Source organism: Neorhizobium sp. BT27B (assembly GCF_050455485.1).
In the GTDB taxonomy this organism is placed as follows: Bacteria; Pseudomonadota; Alphaproteobacteria; order Rhizobiales; family Rhizobiaceae; genus Neorhizobium.
In genome coordinates this window covers 36,688-58,757 of sequence record NZ_JBCIYT010000017.1, presented here as the reverse complement: position 1 = coordinate 58,757, position 22,070 = coordinate 36,688, and the positions used below count along the sequence as shown (strand labels likewise).

The window sequence follows — 22,070 nt, the reverse complement described above, 5'->3', positions numbered from 1 at the left end:
GAATGGTGCGGAGTCTACACAATCACTCGATGAAACATAAAAGAAAAAGGCCGGGATCTCTCCCGGCCTTTTGCGTCTTATTCTTCGCTCGGTGCGTCGCCCTCTGGGGCGCCGCCTTCCGGCGTCTCAGCTATGGCGCCTGCTTCGGTGGTAACTTCACCCGGCAAGTCGCCTTCTTCCTCTTCACCTTCCGGCTCGCTGATGCGCTCGACCGATACGACCTTCTCGCCCTTGCCGGTGGAGAAGATGGTGACGCCCTTGGTGGCGCGGCTGGCGATACGAATGCCATCGACCGGTACGCGGATCAGCACGCCGCCGTCGGTGACGAGCATGATCTGGTCCTTGTCCTCAATCGGGAAGACGGCAACCTGCTCGCCGATTTCCGAAGTCTTCGAGGTGTCGGTGGCGCGTATGCCCTTGCCCCCACGACCCGATGTACGGAAGTCGTAGGACGAAGAACGCTTGCCAAAACCCTTTTCGGAAACGGTCAGAACGAACTGTTCGTGTGCCTTGAGGTATTCGTAGCGTTCGTCGGACAGCTGTCCTTCTTCCACCACTTCCTCGCCAACGAGAGCGATATCCTCTTCATCGACACCGGCGGCGCGACGTTCGGCGGCAGAACGCTTCAGATAGGCGGCGCGCTCCCAGGGCTCGGCATTGACGTGGCCGACGATCGTCATCGAAATGATGCGGTCGCCATCGGCCAGATTGATGCCGCGCACACCGATCGAGTTACGGCCGGCAAACACGCGCACTTCATCGACCGGGAAGCGGATCGCCTGACCGAGCGCGGTCGTCAGCAGAACATCATCGCCCGGAATGCCGAGATCTTCGTTCGGTGCCGTGCAGGTCTCGACGGAGAGGATTTCGTCGCCCTCTTCCTCGAGCTTCATGGCGATCTTGCCGTTGCGGTTGACCTGAACGAAGTCGGACAGCTTGTTACGGCGAACCGTACCGCGCGTCGTCGCGAACATCACGTCGAGGTTTTCCCAGGTCGCCTCGTCCTCGGGCAGCGGCATGATCGTGGTGATGCGTTCGCCGGATTCCAGCGGCAGCATGTTGATCAAAGCCTTGCCGCGAGACTGCGGCGTGCCGATCGGCAGGCGGTAGACCTTTTCCTTGTAGACGATGCCACGCGAGGAGAAGAACAGAACCGGTGTATGCGTGTTGACCACGAACAGACGCGAGACGAAATCCTCGTCGCGTGTCGCCATGCCGGAACGGCCCTTGCCGCCGCGACGCTGGGCGCGATAGGTCGCCAGCGGCACGCGCTTGATATAGCCGAGATGCGAAACAGTGACGACCATGTCTTCACGGGCGATGAGGTCTTCATCGTCCATGTCGAGGCCGGCATCCATGATCTGCGTGCGGCGCGGTGTGCCAAACTCGTCACGAACGGCAGCAAGCTCGCCCTTCACGATGGTCTGGATGCGAACGCGCGAAGACAGGATGTCGAGATAATCACTGATCTCGGCGCCGATCTTGTTCAACTCGTCGGCGATTTCATCGCGGCCGAGTGCGGTCAGGCGGGCCAGACGCAGTTCGAGAATGGCGCGGGCCTGCTCTTCGGAAAGATTGTAGGTCGCGTCCTCGTTGATCCTGTGGCGCGGATCATCGATCAGGCGGATCAGCGGCTCGACGTCATGGGCCGGCCAGCGGCGGGTCATCAGCTGTTCGCGGGCGGTCGCCGGATCGGGCGCGCGACGGATCAGTGCGATGACTTCGTCGATATTGGCAACCGCAATCGCGAGGCCGACCAAGATATGGGCGCGTTCACGTGCCTTGCGCAGAAGATATTTCGTGCGGCGGCTGACGACTTCCTCGCGGAAGGAAACGAAAGCGCGCAGCATGTCGAGCAGGATCATCTGCTCCGGCTTGCCGCCGTTGAGCGCCACCATGTTGCAGCCGAACGACGTCTGCAGTGGCGTGTAACGGTAGAGCTGGTTGAGGATGACATCCGCATTGGCATCGCGCTTCAGCTCGATGACGACGCGGTAACCCTGGCGGTCGGATTCGTCGCGCAGGTCGGAAATGCCCTCGACGCGCTTGTCCTTGACCAGTTCGGCCATCTTTTCGATCATCGTCGACTTGTTCACCTGATAGGGAACTTCGGTGATGATGATCTGTTCGCGATCACCGCGCATCGGTTCGATGGTGGCAAGGCCACGCATCATTACCGAGCCACGGCCGGTTTCGTAGGCCGAACGGATGCCGTTCTTGCCGAGGATCATGGCGCCGGTCGGGAAGTCGGGACCCGGAATGATTTCCATCATTTCCGGCAGTTCGATCGCCGGGTTATCAATCAGCGCGATACAGCCATTGATGACTTCAACGAGATTGTGCGGCGGAATGTTTGTCGCCATGCCGACGGCGATGCCGCCTGCGCCATTGACCAGCAGGTTCGGGAACTTCGCCGGGACCACGACCGGCTCCGACATGGTGCCGTCGTAGTTGTCACGGAAATCGACGGTTTCCTTGTCGAGGTCGTCGAGAAGCGCATGCGCGACCTTCTCCAGACGGCACTCTGTATAACGCTGGGCGGCCGGCGGATCACCGTCGATCGAACCAAAATTGCCCTGACCGTCGATCAGCGGCATGCGCAACGACCAGTCCTGCGCCATACGGGCCAATGCGTCATAGATCGCAGAGTCACCATGCGGATGGTATTTACCCATCACGTCACCGGTCACGCGGGCGCTCTTGACGTATTTCTTGTTCCAGTCGAGCCCCAGCTCGTTCATCCCGTAGAGGATACGGCGATGCACCGGCTTGAGGCCGTCGCGGACGTCGGGAAGCGCGCGGCTGACGATAACGCTCATCGCGTAATCGAGGTAGGACCGCTGCATTTCCTCCATGATCGAAATGGGTTCGATGCCTGGTGGCAGCTTTCCGCCGCCGGGTGTGCTTTGATCAGTCAAATCGGTTAGGATCCTGTTCGGAATCAGTTGACGTTTTTATAGCGGAAGGCGACCGCCAACGCCAATTTTGGAACCTGTTGTGAACAGGCTTTTACGACATATCGACAGCCGTAGCCATCGTCGTTTGTGGAGATCGTCCGCAAATGGGGTTTTCTCCGGGCTGCGGCTGTCCTAACAAGCTTTCAGGTTTACGGCAAGCATGCAGGAACAAGGCTTTAGATGGTAACGATCGACACGATCCTGAACGCACTGACGACGCTGCTTGTCACGCTCGATCCGCCGGGGCTCGCCCCGCTGTTCGTCGGGCTGACGGTCGGCATGGATGCAGCGCAGCGCCGCCACGTCGCCATGCTTGGCACAGTCACGGCTTTCGGCATCCTGGCAGGCTTTGCGCTTGTCGGCGCGCAACTGCTGGGTTTTCTCGGCATTTCCATGGGGGCTTTCCGCATCGCCGGTGGCCTGCTTCTGTTCTGGATCGCCTTCGAGATGATTTTCGAGCGCCGCAACGACCGCAAGGAAAAGACCTCGGAAACCGCGCTGACGGTCGATCACATCCGAAATCTCGCGATCTTTCCGCTGGCTTTGCCGCTGATTTCCGGACCTGGTGCCATTTCCGCGACCGTGCTTCTGGCCGGCAGTTTTCACGCGCCGCTGGAGCGCGCCATCCTTATCGGTGTCATCGGTGTCGCCATGCTGGCCGTGTTTGCCGCACTGATGATCGCCCCTGCCCTCGATCGTTTTCTCGGCGTCACCGGCCGTGCACTGCTGACCCGCCTGCTCGGCGTCATCCTGGCGGCACTATCGGTGCAGTTTGCCGTCGATGGCATCCGCTCGGCCTTCAATCTTTGAAGGTTTGGGCGTTTTCTTTTCAGCCCTTACCGACATGAAAAAAGGCGCCTCGCGGCGCCTTCTTGATCAGAACGGGATATCGTCGTCCAGGTCTCGCGAGAAACCGCCGCCGCCAGCATTGCCGCCGGAAGGATGGCCACCACCACGATTGCCGCCGCCGGAAGACGGACGGGCGTAATCGTCGCCACCGCCGTAACCACCACCAAAGTCGCCACCGCCGCCGCCATAATCATTGCCGCCAGCGGAACTGCCACGACCACCACCGCCACCGAAGCCGCCACCACCTTCGCCGCCACGGCCGTCGAGCATGGTCAGGGTCGAGTTGAAGCCCTGCAGCACGATTTCCGTCGAATAACGATCCGCACCCTGCTGGTCCTGCCATTTGCGGGTCTGCAGTGCGCCTTCGATATAGAGCTTGGCGCCCTTCTTCACATACTGTTCGACGACCTTGCAGAGACCTTCGTTAAAAACGACGACGCTGTGCCATTCGGTCTTTTCCTTGCGCTCGCCGGAATTGCGATCACGCCAGCTTTCAGACGTCGCGATGCGCAGATTGGCGATCGGACGACCGTCCTGGGTCCGGCGGATTTCGGGATCGGCGCCGACGTTTCCGATCAGGATCACCTTGTTGACGCTACCTGCCATGATATTCTCACTTTCTACGCCACGTGACGCGGCTTAAAAATCCAATGCCGGCACCATAGACTATAGCCGCGGCCCGGTGGGACCCTTCCGATCCTTTAATCCACAGCGATTTCCCGAAATGCCGCCAAATGGGCGGATTGTTTCAGGCTGAAGATTGTTCTTTATTTGTTCTATTTTATTCCTATAGTCATGTCAAACGAATCGGGAACGACGGTTTGACCTTTGTCGTTTCCATCTCGACACCGCCGAATCAATCACTACATAGGGAAACTTCCCTCCCATCAGGCTTTGGTAATGAGCGAACTCAAGACGATCTCCATTCGTGGCGCGCGTGAACACAATCTCAAGGGCATCGACCTCGATCTTCCGCGCAATTCGCTGATCGTGATGACCGGCCTGTCCGGGTCAGGAAAGTCGTCATTGGCTTTCGATACGATCTATGCGGAAGGCCAGCGCCGTTATGTCGAGAGCCTGTCGGCCTATGCCCGCCAGTTCCTCGAAATGATGCAGAAGCCGGATGTCGACCAGATCGACGGTCTGTCGCCGGCGATCTCGATCGAGCAGAAGACGACCTCGCGCAACCCGCGCTCGACGGTCGGTACCGTTACCGAGATCTACGACTACATGCGCCTTCTGTTCGCGCGTGTCGGCGTTCCCTATTCGCCGGCCACAGGCCTGCCGATCGAAAGCCAGACGGTCAGCCAGATGGTCGATCGCATTGTCGCTTACGAGGAAGGCACGCGTCTTTATATTCTTGCGCCGATGATCCGTGGCCGTAAGGGCGAGTATAAAAAGGAACTCGCCGAACTGATGAAAAAGGGCTTTCAGCGCGTGAAAGTCGATGGTCAGTTCTACGAGATCGCCGACGTTCCGCCGCTCGACAAGAAATACAAGCACGATATTGACGTCGTTGTGGACCGTCTCGTGGTGCGCTCCGACATCTCCGCTCGTCTGGCGGACAGCCTGGAAACCTCGCTGAAACTGGCCGATGGTCTTGCTGTCGCCGAGTTTGCAGACAAGCCCCTGCCCGCCAATGAAACCGCAGCCGGCGGCTCGGCCAACAAGTCGCTCAACGAAACACACGAGCGTGTGCTGTTTTCGGAAAAATTCGCCTGCCCCGTTTCCGGCTTCACCATTCCGGAAATCGAACCGCGCCTGTTCTCGTTCAACAACCCCTTTGGCGCCTGCCCGACCTGCGATGGTCTCGGCTCGCAGCAGAAGGTGGATGAAAACCTGATCGTGCCGGAACCCGGCCGCACCCTCAAGGATGGGGCGATTGCGCCTTGGGCCAAATCCTCGTCGCCCTATTACAACCAGACGCTCGAGGGCCTCGGCAAGGTGTTTGGCTTCAAGCTGTCCGACCGCTGGGAAAAGCTGTCGAAGGAAGCGCAGACAGCGATCCTCAAGGGCACCGAGGAAAAAATCGAGTTCAATTACGCCGACGGCGCGCGGTCCTATAAAACCACCAAGAATTTCGAAGGCATCGTGCCAAATCTCGAGCGCCGCTGGAAGGAAACCGACAGCGCCTGGGCACGCGAGGAAATCGAGCGGTATATGTCGGCAGCGCCCTGCCCGGCCTGCGCCGGTTATCGCCTCAAGCCTGAAGCGCTGGCGGTGAAAATCAACAAGATGCATATCGGCCAGACCACCGAAATGTCGATCAGGGTGGCGCGTGACTGGTTTTCGGCTCTGCCCGAGCATCTCAATGCCAAGCAGAACGAAATCGCCGTCCGTATCCTCAAGGAAATCCGTGAGCGCCTACAGTTCCTGAACGATGTCGGTCTCGATTATCTCAGCCTGTCGCGTAATTCCGGCACGCTGTCGGGTGGTGAAAGCCAGCGTATCCGGCTCGCTTCGCAGATCGGCTCCGGCCTGACCGGCGTGCTTTACGTTCTCGACGAGCCGTCGATCGGCCTGCACCAGCGCGATAATGCCCGACTGCTCGAAACGCTGAAACACCTGCGCGATATCGGCAACACGGTCATCGTCGTCGAGCATGACGAAGATGCCATCCTTACCGCCGATTACGTCGTCGATATCGGCCCCGCCGCCGGCATTCATGGCGGCACGGTGGTGGCCGAGGGCTCGCCGCAACAGGTCATGGCCAATCCGAAATCGCTGACCGGCAAATATCTGTCCGGTGAACTCGGCGTTGCCGTGCCGGCCGAACGGCGCAAGCCCAAGAAGGGTAAGGAAATCAAGGTTGTCGGCGCGCGCGGCAATAACCTGAAAAACGTCACGGCGGCCGTGCCGCTCGGCGTCTTCACGGCGGTGACGGGTGTATCGGGCGGCGGCAAGTCCACCTTCCTGATCGAAACACTCTACAAGTCGGCTGCCCGCCGCGTCATGGGCGCGCGCGAGATCCCGGCCGAACACGATCGCATCGATGGTTTCGAACATATCGACAAGGTCATCGATATCGACCAGTCGCCGATCGGCCGCACGCCGCGTTCAAACCCGGCCACCTATACCGGTGCCTTCACGCCGATCCGTGACTGGTTTGCGGGCCTTCCCGAGGCCAAGGCGCGCGGATATGCGCCCGGCCGCTTCTCGTTCAACGTCAAGGGCGGCCGCTGCGAAGCCTGCCAGGGCGATGGCGTCATCAAGATCGAGATGCATTTTCTGCCCGACGTTTACGTCACCTGCGACGTCTGCCACGGCAAGCGCTACAATCGAGAAACGCTCGACGTACATTTCAAGGGCAAGTCGATCGCCGACGTGCTGGACATGACCGTCGAGGAAGGCGTCGAATTCTTCTCGGCGGTTCCTGCGGTGCGCGACAAGCTGCAGGCGCTGTTCGAGGTTGGTCTGGGTTATATCAAGGTCGGCCAGCAGGCGAACACACTGTCCGGCGGTGAGGCGCAGCGCGTCAAACTCGCCAAGGAACTGTCGAAACGCTCCACCGGCCGCACGCTCTACATTCTCGACGAACCGACCACCGGCCTGCATTTCCACGATGTGGCCAAACTTCTGGAAATGCTGCACGAACTGGTCAATCAGGGCAATTCGGTGGTGGTCATCGAGCACAATCTCGAAGTCATTAAGACGGCTGACTGGGTGATCGATATCGGCCCCGAAGGCGGCACGGGCGGTGGCGAAGTGGTCGCTCAAGGCACGCCGGAGCAGATCGTCAAGGAAAAGCGCTCCTATACCGGTCATTTCCTCAAGGAACTGCTGGAGCGGCGCCCGGCCAAGAAGGTTGAGGCGGCGGAGTAATCCGCCGTAACCACGATATGGTAAGCTGATCTCAACGGGAGGCACTGATGAGCAATTCGGGCATGATCCGCACCGGCATCGGCGGTTGGACTTTTGATGCTTGGGAAGGCACGTTCTATCCCGAAAAGCTCGCCAAGAAACGGCAGCTCGAATATGCGTCGAGCAAGCTTTCCGTCATCGAGGTCAACGGCACCTATTACGGTTCGCAGAAACCGGAAACCTTTGCCAAATGGGCGTCTGAAGTGCCGGACGGATTTATCTTCTCGCTGAAGGCCAGCCGCTTCACCACAAACCGCAAGATTCTCGCAGAGGCATCTGAATCGATTGATAAATTCCTTAATCAGGGACTGGTCGAACTAGGGGATCGTCTGGGGCCGTTGCTCTGGCAGTTCGCGCCGACGAAAAAATTCGAACCGGACGATTTCGAAGCCTTTCTGAAACTCCTCCCGAACACGCTCGAAGGTCTGCCGCTGCGGCATTTGGTCGAGGTGCGCCACGACAGTTTCAAGGTGCCGGAATTCGTCGCTCTGCTGGAGAAATATAATATCGCGCCGGTCTGCGCCGAACATTTCGATTACCCGATGATTGCGGATGTCACCGCGGATTTTGTCTATGCGCGGCTGCAAAAGGGTTCGGATGAAATCCCCACCTGTTATGCCGAGGACGATATGAACGCCTGGGCAAAACGGCTGAAGACATGGGCGGCAGGCGGCGTGCCGGATGATCTGCCGCTGGTGGATGCCGGTCGCAAGGTCGAGAATAAGCCGCGCGATGTGTTTGCCTTTTTCATTCACGAAGGCAAGGTCAACGCGCCGCAGGGCGCAATGGCCATGGCCGAACGCTTGAAATAGCGCTTAGCGGAACGTCACATCGGCATGGTCGGCCAGATCTTCTGCCGTCATGCCCGGCCCTGCCCGCCTGGCCGCCTCGCCGTGAAGATAAACGCCCGCCGCCGCGGCCTCGAAGGCCGGAACACCTTGCGCCAGCAATGCGCCGATCATGCCGGCCAGCACATCACCGGAACCGGCAGTGGCAAGCCATGGCGGCGCATTGTCGTTGATGTAGGCGCGTCCATCCGGTGAAGCGATGACACTGTCTGCGCCTTTATAAATGATGACGGCATGGGCGCGGACTGCCGCAGCCCTCGCCTTTTCCACCTTGCCGAGCTTCTGGTCGGCGGCGATGTCGGGAAAAAGCCGCGCAAATTCTCCCTCATGCGGCGTCAGCACCAAATGTGTTTCACCGTTTCCGAACGCATTGAACAGCGTCTCCGGCTCATCCTTGAAGGACGTGATGCCATCGGCATCCAGAACCAGCGCCTTGTCCTTCAGTATCGCCACGAAATCCCGCGCGCGGTTTCCCACGCCAAAACCGGGCCCGAGCACACAGGCCGCAATCTTCGCGGTTTCAAGCCATTCGTCCAAATCGGATATCGTTTGAATTTGCCGAAGCATGACCGCCGTCAGCGCCGCGGCATTGACCGCCATGGCGTCCTCCGGCGCGGCAACCGTCACCAGTCCGGCGCCGCTTTTGAGGCCCGCCTTGGCTGAAAGACGCGCGGCCCCGGTATGCGAGGCCCCGCCGGAAAACACCACGAGATGGCCGCGCTTGTATTTGTGGGTTTCGGTGGCAAGCCGCGGCAGATGTGAAGCCCACAAGGCAGGATCGTTTTTCAGGATATCTCCGGCATGCGCAGCAACGATCCTGTGCGGAATGCCGATGTCGAAAACCTCCAGTTCTCCGCAGTATTCCCGACCCGGCATAAGCAGATGCCCCGGTTTCCTTGCCATGAAGGTAATTGTGCGCTCGGCCCGAAACGCCGCACCCAGAATTTGACCGCGCAGGCCGCAAATGCCGGAGGGCAGATCGACGGCGAGAACAGGCAGTCTTGCCTCACCGACCGCCGAGATCACATCGCCAACCTCCGTCGGCAAAGGACGTGAAAGGCCGGCTCCAAACAGCGCGTCTATGATCACGTCGCCCTTGAGCGGCCGGTATTCGCCCAGTTGCCGTTTATCGATCGGGCATGCCACCGCAGCGCGTCGTGCATCCCCCTTCAGTGCCGCCTCTAACGCCAACTCATACACGCGAACCACTGAGCCCGATTCGGCGAGCACGCGCGCCGCCACATATCCATCGCCGCCATTATTGCCCGGGCCGCACAGAACCACAAAGCACTCCGCCTGCGGGTAATGTTTCAAGGCAAGCGCCGCAACCGCCTGCCCCGCACGTTCCATCAGCGCGTAAGACGGAATGCCGCAGTCCGCTGATGCGGCATCAACGGCGGACATTTCTTCAGGTGTCAGAATAAGTGTGCTGATGTCGGTCATGACCCATGTTGACTCGTCTTACCCGATAAAAACAATGGGTTTCTTTTTCGGCAAATGCATCAAAAATAATCATATGCATAATTATCAAGCATCCGATCGTCTTCGGAGGCGCTAATTCAGTGCGAGAAGATATCCCTCGCATGGTAATGACCAACTTCTTGCACGGCACCACTTTCACCACACAGCCCGGAAACCCGCCCTTGGCTCGGGCCATCACTTAAGGCTAGGATATTTAAGGCATCATCGCACTTGGATTGGCATGATACCTGCATTATCAAGGGCTGGCGGGGAGTGCCCGCTCTCAGGGAGAAGCGGAGAGATATTTTCTCATGAAAAAGATCGAAGCGATCATCAAGCCCTTCAAGCTCGACGAAGTGAAGGAAGCCCTTCAGGAAGTCGGCTTGCAAGGCATCACGGTGACCGAAGCAAAGGGATTTGGCCGGCAGAAAGGCCATACCGAGCTTTATCGCGGTGCGGAATACGTGGTGGATTTTCTGCCAAAGGTGAAGGTCGAGGTCGTACTCGCAGACGAGAATGTCGAGTCGGTCATCGATGCCATCCGCAATGCGGCCCAGACTGGACGCATCGGCGATGGCAAGATATTCGTTTCGAACGTGGAAGAAGTGGTGCGTATCCGCACCGGCGAAACCGGTATTGACGCGATTTAATAACGTCCGGTCCAACCAAGGACCGGCACCTCATCATTCTCACACCCAAGGAAAGATCCCATGACGACCGCAAGCGACATCATGAAACAGATCAAGGAAAACGACGTCAAGTTCGTGGACCTGCGCTTTACCGATCCAAAGGGCAAGCTGCAGCACGTCACCATGGACGTTGTCGCCGTGGATGAGGACATGTTCGCCGATGGCGTCATGTTCGACGGTTCCTCGATCGGCGGCTGGAAGGCCATCAACGAGTCGGACATGGTGCTGATGCCAGATCCGGCCACGGTCCACATGGACCCGTTCTTCGCGCAGTCGACCATGGTCGTCATCTGCGACATTCTCGATCCGGTTTCGGGCGAAGCCTATAACCGCGATCCGCGCGGCACCGCCAAGAAGGCAGAAGCCTATCTGAAGGCGTCCGGCGTCGGCGATACCGTCTACGTTGGCCCCGAGCCTGAATTTTTCGTCTTCGACGACGTCAAGTACAAGGCCGATCCGTACAATACGGGCTTTAAGCTGGATTCGTCGGAACTGCCGTCCAACGACGACACCGATTACGAGACCGGCAACCTTGGCCACCGTCCGCGCGTCAAGGGCGGTTATTTCCCGGTTCCTCCGATCGACAGCCTGCAGGACATGCGTTCCGAAATGCTGACGGTCCTGACGGAAATGGGCGTCGTCGTCGAAAAGCACCACCACGAAGTGGCTGCCGCCCAGCACGAGCTTGGCGTCAAGTTCGACACGCTGGTGCGCAACGCCGACAAGATCCAGATCTACAAGTACGTAGTGCACCAGGTCGCCAATGCCTATGGCAAGACGGCAACCTTCATGCCGAAGCCGATTTTCGGCGATAACGGCTCGGGCATGCACGTGCACCAGTCGATCTGGAAAGACGGCAAGCCGACCTTCGCCGGCGACGAATATGCCGGCCTGTCGGAAAGCTGCCTGCATTACATCGGCGGCATCATCAAGCATGCCAAGGCCATCAACGCCTTCACCAACCCGACGACCAACTCCTACAAGCGTCTGGTTCCGGGTTATGAAGCACCGGTTCTCTTGGCTTACTCGGCCCGCAACCGCTCGGCGTCGTGCCGCATTCCGTTCGGCACAGGTCCCAAGTCCAAGCGCGTAGAAGTGCGCTTCCCTGATCCGCTGGCGAACCCCTACCTCGCCTTTGCCGCCATGCTGATGGCCGGCCTCGACGGCATCAAGAACAAGATCCATCCGGGCAAGGCCATGGACAAGGATCTTTACGACCTGCCGCCGAAGGAACTGAAGAAGATCCCGACCGTCTGCGCATCCCTGCGTGAAGCGCTCGAAAATCTCGATCGCGACCGCAAGTTCCTGACCGCCGGCGGCGTCTTCGACGACGACCAGATCGACGCTTATATCGAACTGAAGATGGTCGAAGTGATGCGTTACGAAATGACGCCGCACCCGGTCGAATTCGACATGTACTACTCGGCCTGATCCGCCGGATCCGATAACGCAGGCGGCTTCGGCCGCATGCCGCAAACGGCGGGACAAAATCCCGCCGTTTCTCGTTTCATCTCGTCTCAGCCATTTCGGCGCCATTCCTTTTCCGGTGCACCATGCCCGATCAATCCAAACCCGATCCTGCACGCCCGCTCGATTGGCTGATTTTCGCCCTCGTGCCGCTTTTCTTTTCCACCAACATCATTTTCGGCCGCGGCATCATTGGTGACGTGGCGCCCTATACCACCGCCTTTCTGCGCTGGACCGGCTCGACGCTGGTGACACTGCCCTTCATTTTCGCCGATCGCCGCGCAGTCTGGACCTTCGTTAGCCGTCATTTCTGGCTCTGGCTGGTGCTGGGCGGACTTGGCATGGGCATTTGCGGCGGTGTCGTCTATTGGTCGCTGAACTACACCACGGCCGCCAACGGCACGCTGATTTACACGACGTCGTCGCTGTTCATCATCCTGTTCCAGTGGATGTTCGCCGGCCGAACCATTGGCATCCGAGAACTGACGGGCATGGCGATCGCTTTCGCCGGCGTCATCGTCATCGTATTGCGCGGAGATCTCTCGGCACTGCTGCATCTCGATTTCAATATCGGAGATTTCGGCATCCTGATCGCGGCGATATCGTTTGCGACCTATTCGATCCTGCTGCGTCAGCCGGCGTTACAGGAGCTGCAGCCGCTGTCACTGTTCGGCATCATCGCGTTGTCGGGTGCGCTGGTTCTTCTGCCGCCGACCATCTACGAATTTTTCACCGATGGCCCTCTGCCGGATGAGCCGATGGATTGGGCAAAAATCGCAGGCATGGTGGCCTTTGCCTCACTTGCCGCGTTTTACTGTTTCCAGCAGACTGTGCGCGTGTTCGGTCCGGCTCAGGCGGGTGTCACGCTCTATCTCATGCCACCGGTTTCGATCGTCATGGCCATCGTCTTTCTGGGCGAAAGTTTTGCCACCTATCATGCCATCGGCATTCTGCTTGTGCTGGGTGGCGTCATTCTGGCGACCATGCCGAAGAAAGCCAGAGCGAGCTGAAATTCGCGGAATTTTCGCCTTTTAGGGAGCCTTTTCAGCGCTGAAGCATTGCCCTTGTAGCGTGGGAACAGAGTGACCACATAATGTTGCGAAAGGAAGTTCGCGCCATGAAACAACGCAACGCAAAATTCACCATCGGCGAAGTCGTTCGCCACAAGGTTTTCCCGTTCCGGGGCGTCGTGTTCGATGTGGATGCCGAATTCGCGAATACCGAGGAATGGTGGAACGCGATTCCGGAAAATATCCGCCCGAACAGGGACCAGCCCTTCTACCACCTCCTCGCCGAAAACGACGAGCAGGAATATGTGGCCTATGTCTCGGAGCAGAATCTGGAGCATGACGACAGCGAACAGCCGCTGCGCAGCGACAACGTCATGCGGATCTTCGATCGCAGCCCTTCCGGGGAGCTGAGGCCGAAGGCGATACTCGCCCATTAGGTGTCTGAAAAGCTGTTCAACCTCAAAAAAGGGCGCCATGACGGCGCCCTCAATATTTTTCAATCAAGCGGTTGAGCCCTCATTTCTTGAGGCGTTCTCCGAGAAGATTGAGATATTCGCTGTTATCGCTGCTGCTGGCAGCCTGACTGCATGAAACCTTGTAGTTCGGGTCGAGACCCTTGCGAACACACATGCCGATTTCCCAGCCCTTGGGGATTTCGGTCAGATCGACATCCTTCCATTTTGGGTGTCCGGTCCGGCGCAGCTCGTCGATATTATCGACAATCAGGCTGGTGACATCCGAAACCGCCTTGCAGGAACTGTTGTAATAGGCGTTCTTGCCGGTGCCATACTCGTAGGTCATCAGCAGTGTCTTGACCGCGACCGTCTGCACGGCGGTTCGCTGATACGGATACATACCTGCCGGGATCGTCACCGTCTTGTAGCTTGCCCGCAGCAATTCATCTGTGATCGGCACCAGATGAAAAGTACTGTCGATCCGCTTATCGGCCAATGCTGCCACCGGCGCTCCGGCGACGCGGATCATTGCATCAATCTCGCCCTGTCTTAAAAGCTCGATCATCTCGTCTGTGGTACCGGTAACACGCTCGGCGACGGGGATGCGCAGAATATCGAACATCAACTGCGATGTCAGATAGGCCGTGCTGTCTTTCTCACCGACGCCAATGCGTTTTCCGCGCAGATCCTGCAGGGTGCTGATGTTGTCAGGTGCCAGAACATGCACTTCGGCATCAAACAGCGGGAGCATGATACGCATACCCTGAACCGCTTCCTTGACGTCGGCATTCTGCCCCTTGTAGCTGCTCAAATAATTCAAGAGGTCGCCGTCAACGATGCCGAACTGGGTGTTATGGCGATTGCGAACCCCAAAAAAGCTTTCCAGCGCGCCTTTGGATGCCACAACACTCAAAGGCAAGCCGCATCTGTCGCCAAGCCCGGCGATATCCTCGGCGATCAACCCCTGTGTTGAACCTGCGCCTGCCGCCATGATGTGGCGCTCGGCTTCCTGCGCTGACGCGACCTGGGAACCAAGCGCGCCGATCAATGCCAGACCAATTAATTTAAGTGTTCCAAATCTCACGGGAGTCCTCGTAATTTTCCTATTGTTTCCGTTGCCGTCATTGCAGTCCTTGGCGCGGTCACGTCCGGCGCCCCGTCACGGTCATTCCTTTTTGACGTAGTGTCGCAGCGGAGTAGGCGCTCGTTGCGTCGTATTCCCGCGGGCAGGTATGACCTGCCAATCTCACTTGCGCCCGTTCCCGGTCGACTGCATGACAATGCCGATGCGTATCTGAGAAAGGCCGGCGCCTTCAGAAACGGGCACCGGCCTTTGCCGCTTCAAAACTATACGGAGCGTCTACTGACGCAGGCGATTGCGCAGCAGATCGAGATACTGCTGGTTATCGGCACTATCGACCTGTTCGGTGCAGCTGACCTCATAGGTCGGCTCCAGGCCCTTGCGCACGCAGGAGCCCACTTCCCAACCTTTCGGGATTTCCGTCAGATTGAGTGTCTTCCATTTCGGATGGTGACCGACACGGCGAAGCTCGTCCAGATTGCCAACGATCAGGTTGGTGAAATCAGCCACCGCCTTGCAGGAGTTTCTGTAGTAGGCGTTCTTCTCCGAACCATATTCATAGGTCATCAGCAGCGTCTTGCTAGCGATTGTCTTGATGGGTTCTCTCTGGAATGAATAGGTGCCCGCCGCCAGCGTTACCGGCTTGTAGCTGGCATGCAGAACGTCATCGGTGATCGGGACCATATGGAATGAATTGTCCAGCCGTCCGTCCGTGAACATCGGCATCGGGGCATTGCCCACCTTCAAGAGCGCATCGATCTCGCCCTGGCGCAGCAGTTCGATCATCTCATCGGCCGAGCCTGCAACGCGTTCAGCGACCTGAATGCGCAGGATGTCGAGAATAAGCTGCGAGGTCAGGTAGGCCGTGCCGTCCTTCTGGCCGACGCCAAGCCGCTTGCCGCGAAGATCCTGCAGGCTGTTGATGCCGGCGCGTGCAACGACGTGCACTTCGGCATCGTAGAGCGGCAACATGATGCGCATGCCCTGAATGGCCTGTTTCACATCATCGTTGCTTCCGCGGTATGCGGAGAGGTAATTGAGAATATCGCTATCGACGATGCCGAACTGCGTATTGTGTCGGTTCCTGACGCCGAAAAAGTTTTCCAGCGACCCGTGTGAATCAACGACATGCAGCGGGAGACCGCATTTGTTACCCAATTCGGCGATGTCGCGCGCAATCAAGGTCTGACTGCCGCCTTCCATGGACGCCATGATGTTGCGATCCGATTCTTGCGCCCGGGCCATGCCGGGCAAAAGACTGCCGATCACAGCCAGAGCGAACAAATTGAGTGATGCTAACTTCAAGAACATTCCCCCTTAGTGACGCGGTAGATCAGCAATCGCTATCGAGATCCCTAACCAGGTTTCTGAGTGGTACGACGGGCACCGGGTTTCCGAACACCTTTTCAAGGCTCACGGTCACGCAAGCACCTGCCGTCAATTCATCTTTCAGGCCGCTCCGCTGCGAAGCCGTCAGCGTATCCAGGCCTGTCGCCCTGGACAGCGCGGTTTCGACGTCCGAACCACTGCGAGGGGCGCGGGCGGAACGCGAATCCGACAAGCTTGCCGTCGTTTCGGATTCCATCTCGTCCCTGCGGTCCGACAGGGCCGCGCTACGGCTTGCCGTGTCCTCGATGATCCGCTGGAGAGCAATAGAGTCATCGCTGGCGGCGGATGACTGCGGGCGCGCGCTGGTTTGCGTCTGGGAAGAGAAACCCGGCGCAGACGTATTTGTCGGCGCGGCGTAGGAAAGCGCATCCTGGCTCGGCTGAGCCGGCTCGGATACGGTCACGGCCGTTGCCACGCGGTTCGCCGCAGGCTCGGGTTGCTGCCGAATTCTTTCGAGTGCGGTCGCGGTTTGCTCCGCCGCCTGCTCTGCCTGAGCGCGGCGGCGGGATTCATCACTCACCTGATCGCGAAGTGCCTCGACCTGCATCTGCAGTTCGGCGGCTTTAGAGGCGGCTTGACGTGCCTCCTCTTCCCACCTGTTTGTCTCGGTCACGGAGCGAGAAACGACACCGTTCTTCGCATTTTCATTGGCAACCGGAGCCGGGATCGCCAACGCTGCGGTTTCCGGCCGACGTTGATCGAAGAAGCTCATGACTGCGGCACCTGCGATAAACGCAACAGGCACGGCCATGCTCCAGGTGACCGCGCTGAATCCCAGAAATTGATGGGCGCCGCCCTCGACTTCTTCTACTTCATCCCAACGAGTACGCACTGCAAAACCTTTTTTCCGATTGGGGAGTGTTGTACCGATATGTTACTTATTCAGCAACTTCGAAAGGCCACATTCACTCGTAAAATACTTATTTAGCGTAAACGAGGTTAGTGCCACCCTGTTGTTTCAGGGAAACTTAATGTAGATTCAGTAAAGATTTGGAAATGCTTCGCGCAATGGTATGATAAACAATGGCATAGCAGCTTATGGTTGCGATAAAGACTATAGATAAGCTCTACTTCATGACGCTACTACGTTCTGCGCTTAGGTCAAACCTGATTTTCTAGTGCTCCACTATGTTCATCCTGCGCAGGCGGGACGAGATGGAGAACAAATCGTTAAATCTGAAAAATGCATCCGATTATAGAGTGCTGGGTAAATATACCCTGCGCGTTGCTTCAGCATCATCTATGGCGTGGCATCACACGATGTGAGGCCGTACGTTGCCAAGTGCTAGAGAACGTTTGAGCTAATTTGCACCATTCTGCCGGAGCAGGTTTTCGTCAGGGCAGAGGTGATCGGCGAAGTGCATGCCTTCCGGTAGGTTCGAGCCGATCGCCTCTGATCCTGGCGGAAAAATGCCCAGCCCCTCGGGGGGGGCTTACGCGGGCCGCCTAAGCCAACAGAATGATGCAAATTAGCTGCGACGTGCTTTGGAGACAAAAAAAGAGGCGCCCGCGAGGACGCCCCTTTATCATAAACGCTTCGACATCATGCGATGCCAGAAGATTACTGACCCTGCTTGGCCGCGTTCTGCGCGTCCTCAAGCTTCTTGCGGGTCTCTTCAGCCTTCTTCTGCATGCCTTCCTGCAGCGAACGCTGGCTTTCGGCAACCTGCGATTCAGAAATCGCCGGGCCATCGAAAACGCCGGTGAAACCGGAAAGCGTGATCTTGATCGGGTTCGGCGCGCGACGGAAGTTCACCGAGGTGAAGACAACTTCGGTACCCTTCTTGAGGGCGGCGAGGTTGGCATCCGTCAGCGGTGCTTCGGCAATGCACTTGTCCGGCAGGCAGACGGTGTAATCCATCTTCTGGCCCTTGCCGCCATCGATCTGCATGGTGATGCCCGGAGGCAGCAGGCGTGCGGTCGGAACCGAAACCTGCATGATCTTGCGAGTTTCCTTGCCCTGCAGCGTCATCAGGCCAACGGCGGTGATGAGCTGACCGTTCTGGGCGAGCTGGACGTTCTGGACGACGCAGAGGTCGTTTTCGCCCTGCTTGGCGCAGGTCTTGTACCACTGGCCCGGAGCCGGGCCGGCCGGTGCGGCCTGCTGAGCGGAAGCGGCGAAAGGAACTGCAGCCGTGCCGACCGTCAGAGCCAGAGCCGAAAGGGCCCGCGTGATGTTGTTTGCGTTAAGCGTCATAACGAAATCCGTCTCCTGAAATCCGTCCGAGAGCGACGATGCCGCTCGATATCGGGTTGCCTTCCTGCGTTCACCTGTCGGTCAAATGAGGCATTTGAATGACCCCCCGCGTTGAGCAACCTGTTACATCGCAGCTTCAGCGATATCCAGTGCCCGCGAGAATTTTCTTCGTATCAACCTTTATTTCCGCGGTGTTTGATTTGGTTTCCGCCACAAGCATGGTCTATTTTGCGCAGAATCATAAAGCATCATCTTCGAATGAAAGCCGCCCGCATGCGCAGACCGTCAGCCATACTTCTTGTCTTCTTGCTGGCCGGTACAGCAAGTGCGGAACCGCTGCACGGTATAGCCATGCATGGGCAGCCGGCGCTCGCCAGTGACTATACACATTTTCCCTACGTCAATCCAAATGTGAAAAAGGGCGGGCGCATCACTTATGGCGTTGTCGGCACCTATGACAGCCTCAATCCTTTCAACCTGAAAAGCATCCGCACCACCGCACGCGGGGTCTGGGATCCGTCTTTCGGCAATCTCATCTACGAATCACTGATGACGCGATCCAGCGACGAGCCTTTCACGCTGTATGGTTTTCTCGCCGAAAGCGTCGAATGGGACAACGACAGAACCTTTGTGCAGTTCAATCTCAATCCGAAGGCAAAGTGGTCAGACGGCCAGCCTGTCACACAGGACGACGTGATCTTTTCCTTCGAGGTGCTGCGCGACAAGGGCCGCATTCCGTTTTCCCTGCGCCTGAACTCGGTAGAGAAGATGGAAAAGGTCGGCGAGCACGGTGTTCGCTTCACCTTCAACGACAAGGCCACGCGCGAGACACCGCTCATTCTGGCCACTGCCACGCCAATCCTGCCGAAACACGCCATCGACGTGGACACGTTCGAACAATCCACGCTGAAACCACCGATCGGCTCCGGTCCCTACCGCGTGAAATCCATTTCGCCGGGCGAGCGCATCGTTTACGAGCGCAATCCCGACTATTGGGGCAAGGACATCCCCTCGAAGGTTGGCTTCGACAATTACGACCAGATCGCCATCGAATATTTTCTGCAGGACAACACCCTGTTCGAAGCCTTCAAGAAGGGTGCGATCGATGTCTATCCTGATGGCAGCCCCACGCACTGGACACGCGCCTACGATTTCCCGGCCGTCAACAATGGCAGCATCGTCAAGGACGCCTTCCAGCCGCAACTGCCGACCGGCATGCTCGGCTTTGCCTTCAATGTCCGCCGGCCATTGTTTGCCGACGTTCGTGTCCGTGCGGCCCTCTCGCTGGCCTTCGATTTCGAATGGGCCAACAAGAACCTCTTCGATGGCGCCTATACGCGTACGGAAAGTTTCTGGCAGAATTCGCCGCTCTCGGCGCTCGGTAATCCGGCCGACGAACGCGAGATCGCTCTTCTCGGCAAGGCGAAGGATCGGATCGAACCCGATATCCTCGATGGCAGCTATCGCCTGCCGAAGACCGACGGCACGGGCGGTGACCGCACCGTCCTGAAAAAGGCAGTCGATCTGCTGCAGGAAGCCGGATACACGATCCGCAACCGCCGCATGGTCGATAAAAAAGGCCGCCAGCTTGCTTTCGAGGTGATGACGCAAACGCAGGATCAGGAAAAGCTGGCGATTGCCTATCAGCGCAGCCTGCGGCTGATCGGTGTCGCCATGACGATCCGCACCGTCGATGATTCGCAATATCAGAGCCGCTCTGGCAGCTTTGACTATGATGTCATCGTAAAGTCCTACCCATCGTCGTTATCGCCGGGTATCGAGCAGGTCGGACGCTGGGGCTCGGTGGCCGCCAAGTCTCCGGGCAGCTTCAATTTTGCCGGAACGGATGATGCCGATCTGGACCGGATCATGGATGCCATGCGGCTTGCCCGCAACAAGGAAGACTTTCAGGCCTCCGTACGCGCCTTCGATCGCCTGCTTCTTTCCGGCCATTATCTGGTGCCGCTTTACCATATCCCGCAGCAATGGGTGGCGCGCTGGAAACGTATCGATCGTCCGCAGGCGTTGCCGCTTTACGGCTACCAGTTTTCCACCTGGTGGGACGCCCGCGTACAATAATTGAAATCCTGCCGCCTCCTCCCGGCGGCTGTTCTGACATAAGGAGTTCCGGATGGAACGGCTCACTATCGACCTCGTTTCGGACGTCGTCTGCCCATGGTGTTATCTCGGCAAGGCAAGGCTCGAGCTGGCCATTGCCGAAGTTCAGGATGAGGTCGGCATCGACGTCAACTGGCGTCCCTACCAGCTCAACCCGGACATTCCGGCGGAAGGCGTCGATCATCACAAATACGTGGCGGAAAAGCTGGGTGGCGAAGACGCCGTCAAACAGGCCCATGACCGTCTGCGCGAATTCGGCAAGGAAATCGGCATCAATTTCGATTTCGCCGCCATCAAGATCGGCCCGAACACGCTCGATGCCCACCGCCTCATGCACTGGGCGATGATGGAAGGCCGCGAGCTTCAGGACAAGGTAGCGACCGCGCTCTTCAAGGCCAACTTCGAGGAAGGCAAGAATGTCGGCGATCAGGCCGTTCTTCTCGACATAGCAGAACAATCGGGCCTCGACCGCAAGGTCATCGAAAACCTGCTTGGCACCGATGCCGACAAGGACACGGTGCAGGCGGAAATCACTGCTGCCAAGGACATGGGCGTGACCGGCGTGCCGTTCTTCATCATCGACCAGCAATATGCGGTAAGCGGTGCCCAGACCCCGGATGTGCTTGCCAACGCATTCCGCGAAATCGCGGCTGCCAAGGCCGAAGCCCGCAAGGCGATGAACTAAGACCATGACCACTGTTTCGAAAGACCATGCTCTCAAGGGCGTCCTGATCGCCTTCGCCTCCTTTGCCGCCTATGCATTCAGCGACGCCAGCGTCAAATTGCTGGAAGGTACGCTCAGCCCCTATCAGGCCTCGTTCCTCGGTGCCATTTTCGGTGCCATGGCCCTGCCCTTCATCATGAAGCCGGGCGACCGCTGGACCGATGTGTTTGCCACCACCAACCGACCGCTGTGGATCCTGCGTTTTGCAGCCCAGGCCGGCGGCACGATCGGCAGCGTCACCGCCTTCACCCATCTGTCGATGGCGGAGGCCTTTGCGCTGATCTTTCTGCTGCCGTCCTTCGTCACCATCATGTCGGTGGTTTTCCTCAAGGAACAGGTCGGATTTCGCCGCTGGGGCGCCGTCATCATTGGTTTCGTCGGAGTGATGATCGTGCTGCGACCGGGCTTTCGCGAGCTTTCGATCGGCCATCTCGGCGCCGTGTTCGGCGGTTTGAGCGGCGCCATCTCGATCGTCATCTTTCGCGCTATGGGACCGTCGGAGAAGAATATTTCGCTTTATGGCGCCGGCGTTCTCGGCACGCTGGTCGTCTGCGGCGCGCTGGCCATTCCCGGTTTCCAGGTGCCCACGGCCATGCAATGGGTCTGGCTTGCCGGATACGGCGGTTTTGCCGCCATCGCCGCCATCCTGTTGATGTATGCGGCCGCCTATGCCCCCGCCACACTGATCGGCCCGACGCAATACAGCCAGATGCTCTGGGCGGTACTGTTCGGTTATCTTGTCTTCGGCGATCATATCGACCTGCCGATGATGATAGGCATTCTGTTGATCGTCGGCTCCGGCCTGCTGACGCTGGTGCGCGAACGCGTGCGTGGCACGCCGCTGCCGCCATCGATCGGCACGGATGCGCAGGCCGCCGCGATGGTTTCGCCGGAAGAACCGACCGAGCAGAAATAAATCGAAACACAGCTGAAACGAAAAATCCCCGGGCGACAAACCCGGGGA

Annotated in this window: 17 protein-coding genes; 10 read left to right on the top strand and 7 right to left on the bottom strand. The window is 58.4% G+C overall.

Annotated elements, in window-relative coordinates; genetic code table 11:
• Positions 1-77 precede the first annotated feature (77 nt).
• Positions 78-2,918, bottom strand: coding sequence for a DNA gyrase subunit A (gene gyrA / locus AAIH70_RS28610; RefSeq protein ID WP_132272470.1), 2,841 nt, complete (start codon positions 2,916-2,918; stop codon positions 78-80).
• A gap of 219 nt (positions 2,919-3,137) precedes the next feature.
• Here gyrA and AAIH70_RS28605 point away from each other — a divergent pair, with 219 nt between their 5' ends.
• Entirely contained in the window at positions 3,138-3,767 is a 630-nt protein-coding gene (locus AAIH70_RS28605; RefSeq protein WP_132272469.1) for a MarC family protein, read from the top strand.
• A 66-nt stretch (positions 3,768-3,833) separates the two neighbouring features.
• Here AAIH70_RS28605 and AAIH70_RS28600 read toward each other — a convergent pair whose 3' ends face one another.
• The gene (locus AAIH70_RS28600) at positions 3,834-4,412 is read right to left on the bottom strand and encodes a single-stranded DNA-binding protein (RefSeq protein WP_430037343.1); all 579 of its coding nucleotides are present in this window, start codon (positions 4,410-4,412) and stop codon (positions 3,834-3,836) included.
• 294 nt (positions 4,413-4,706) lie between these two features.
• Here AAIH70_RS28600 and uvrA point away from each other — a divergent pair, with 294 nt between their 5' ends.
• On the top strand, positions 4,707-7,628 hold the full coding sequence (gene uvrA / locus AAIH70_RS28595) for an excinuclease ABC subunit UvrA (protein WP_132272467.1): 2,922 nt from the start codon (positions 4,707-4,709) through the stop codon (positions 7,626-7,628).
• Between the two features lie 47 nt (positions 7,629-7,675).
• The gene (locus tag AAIH70_RS28590; RefSeq protein WP_132272466.1) at positions 7,676-8,479 is read left to right on the top strand and encodes a DUF72 domain-containing protein; all 804 of its coding nucleotides are present in this window, start codon (positions 7,676-7,678) and stop codon (positions 8,477-8,479) included.
• A 3-nt stretch (positions 8,480-8,482) separates the two neighbouring features.
• Here AAIH70_RS28590 and AAIH70_RS28585 read toward each other — a convergent pair whose 3' ends face one another.
• Positions 8,483-9,958, bottom strand: a complete 1,476-nt coding sequence (locus tag AAIH70_RS28585; RefSeq protein WP_132272465.1) for an NAD(P)H-hydrate dehydratase — start codon at positions 9,956-9,958, stop codon at positions 8,483-8,485.
• Positions 9,959-10,287: 329 nt separating this feature from the next.
• Here AAIH70_RS28585 and AAIH70_RS28580 point away from each other — a divergent pair, with 329 nt between their 5' ends.
• From AAIH70_RS28580 to hspQ, 4 genes are all read left to right on the top strand, one after another.
• Complete coding sequence (locus AAIH70_RS28580; protein ID WP_132272464.1) at positions 10,288-10,626, top strand: P-II family nitrogen regulator; 339 nt, start codon at positions 10,288-10,290, stop codon at positions 10,624-10,626.
• Between the two features lie 60 nt (positions 10,627-10,686).
• Positions 10,687-12,096, top strand: coding sequence for a type I glutamate--ammonia ligase (gene glnA / locus AAIH70_RS28575; protein ID WP_132272463.1), 1,410 nt, complete (start codon positions 10,687-10,689; stop codon positions 12,094-12,096).
• Positions 12,097-12,218: 122 nt separating this feature from the next.
• On the top strand, positions 12,219-13,142 hold the full coding sequence (locus tag AAIH70_RS28570; protein WP_132272462.1) for a DMT family transporter: 924 nt from the start codon (positions 12,219-12,221) through the stop codon (positions 13,140-13,142).
• Between the two features lie 107 nt (positions 13,143-13,249).
• Positions 13,250-13,579 (top strand): heat shock protein HspQ, encoded by a 330-nt coding sequence (hspQ, locus tag AAIH70_RS28565; protein ID WP_132272461.1) that lies wholly within the window; start codon positions 13,250-13,252, stop codon positions 13,577-13,579.
• Between the two features lie 79 nt (positions 13,580-13,658).
• Here the strand turns inward: hspQ and AAIH70_RS28560 are convergent, their stop codons facing one another.
• From AAIH70_RS28560 to AAIH70_RS28545, 4 genes are all read right to left on the bottom strand, one after another.
• A complete protein-coding gene (locus AAIH70_RS28560) occupies positions 13,659-14,681 on the bottom strand; it encodes a TAXI family TRAP transporter solute-binding subunit (protein WP_165931944.1) in 1,023 nt (340 codons plus the stop codon).
• Between the two features lie 276 nt (positions 14,682-14,957).
• Positions 14,958-15,989 carry a TAXI family TRAP transporter solute-binding subunit gene (locus AAIH70_RS28555; protein ID WP_132272459.1) on the bottom strand — a complete coding sequence of 344 codons (1,032 nt, stop codon included), beginning with the start codon at positions 15,987-15,989 and terminating at the stop codon, positions 14,958-14,960.
• A 22-nt stretch (positions 15,990-16,011) separates the two neighbouring features.
• Entirely contained in the window at positions 16,012-16,899 is an 888-nt protein-coding gene (locus AAIH70_RS28550) for a hypothetical protein (RefSeq protein ID WP_132272458.1), read from the bottom strand.
• 729 nt (positions 16,900-17,628) lie between these two features.
• Complete coding sequence (locus AAIH70_RS28545) at positions 17,629-18,264, bottom strand: invasion associated locus B family protein (protein WP_132272457.1); 636 nt, start codon at positions 18,262-18,264, stop codon at positions 17,629-17,631.
• A gap of 273 nt (positions 18,265-18,537) precedes the next feature.
• Here AAIH70_RS28545 and AAIH70_RS28540 point away from each other — a divergent pair, with 273 nt between their 5' ends.
• Genes AAIH70_RS28540 through AAIH70_RS28530 form a run of 3 tightly spaced genes read left to right on the top strand, consistent with a single transcriptional unit; the run spans position 18,538 to position 22,022 of the window.
• Positions 18,538-20,343, top strand: a complete 1,806-nt coding sequence (locus AAIH70_RS28540) for an extracellular solute-binding protein (protein WP_132272456.1) — start codon at positions 18,538-18,540, stop codon at positions 20,341-20,343.
• Between the two features lie 52 nt (positions 20,344-20,395).
• Entirely contained in the window at positions 20,396-21,067 is a 672-nt protein-coding gene (locus AAIH70_RS28535; protein WP_132272455.1) for a DsbA family oxidoreductase, read from the top strand.
• A 4-nt stretch (positions 21,068-21,071) separates the two neighbouring features.
• Positions 21,072-22,022: a DMT family transporter gene (locus AAIH70_RS28530; protein WP_132272454.1), complete on the top strand. Its 951-nt coding sequence runs from the start codon at positions 21,072-21,074 to the stop codon at positions 22,020-22,022.
• Positions 22,023-22,070 lie beyond the last annotated feature (48 nt).

Excerpts from the sequence above, each read along its gene's own strand:
- AAIH70_RS28585 (WP_132272465.1), bottom strand. The coding sequence starts at position 9,958 with ATGACCGACATCAGCACACTTATTCTGACACCTGAAGAAATGTCCGCC.
- AAIH70_RS28570 (WP_132272462.1), top strand. The coding sequence starts at position 12,219 with ATGCCCGATCAATCCAAACCCGATCCTGCACGCCCGCTCGATTGGCTG.
- AAIH70_RS28535 (WP_132272455.1), top strand. The coding sequence starts at position 20,396 with ATGGAACGGCTCACTATCGACCTCGTTTCGGACGTCGTCTGCCCATGG.
- AAIH70_RS28600 (WP_430037343.1), bottom strand. The coding sequence starts at position 4,412 with ATGGCAGGTAGCGTCAACAAGGTGATCCTGATCGGAAACGTCGGCGCC.
- hspQ (WP_132272461.1), top strand. The coding sequence starts at position 13,250 with ATGAAACAACGCAACGCAAAATTCACCATCGGCGAAGTCGTTCGCCAC.
- AAIH70_RS28605 (WP_132272469.1), top strand. The coding sequence starts at position 3,138 with ATGGTAACGATCGACACGATCCTGAACGCACTGACGACGCTGCTTGTC.
- AAIH70_RS28540 (WP_132272456.1), top strand. The coding sequence starts at position 18,538 with ATGCGCAGACCGTCAGCCATACTTCTTGTCTTCTTGCTGGCCGGTACA.
- AAIH70_RS28530 (WP_132272454.1), top strand. The coding sequence starts at position 21,072 with ATGACCACTGTTTCGAAAGACCATGCTCTCAAGGGCGTCCTGATCGCC.
- uvrA (WP_132272467.1), top strand. The coding sequence starts at position 4,707 with ATGAGCGAACTCAAGACGATCTCCATTCGTGGCGCGCGTGAACACAAT.
- AAIH70_RS28590 (WP_132272466.1), top strand. The coding sequence starts at position 7,676 with ATGAGCAATTCGGGCATGATCCGCACCGGCATCGGCGGTTGGACTTTT.
- AAIH70_RS28555 (WP_132272459.1), bottom strand. The coding sequence starts at position 15,989 with ATGTTCTTGAAGTTAGCATCACTCAATTTGTTCGCTCTGGCTGTGATC.
- glnA (WP_132272463.1), top strand. The coding sequence starts at position 10,687 with ATGACGACCGCAAGCGACATCATGAAACAGATCAAGGAAAACGACGTC.
- AAIH70_RS28545 (WP_132272457.1), bottom strand. The coding sequence starts at position 18,264 with ATGACGCTTAACGCAAACAACATCACGCGGGCCCTTTCGGCTCTGGCT.
- AAIH70_RS28580 (WP_132272464.1), top strand. The coding sequence starts at position 10,288 with ATGAAAAAGATCGAAGCGATCATCAAGCCCTTCAAGCTCGACGAAGTG.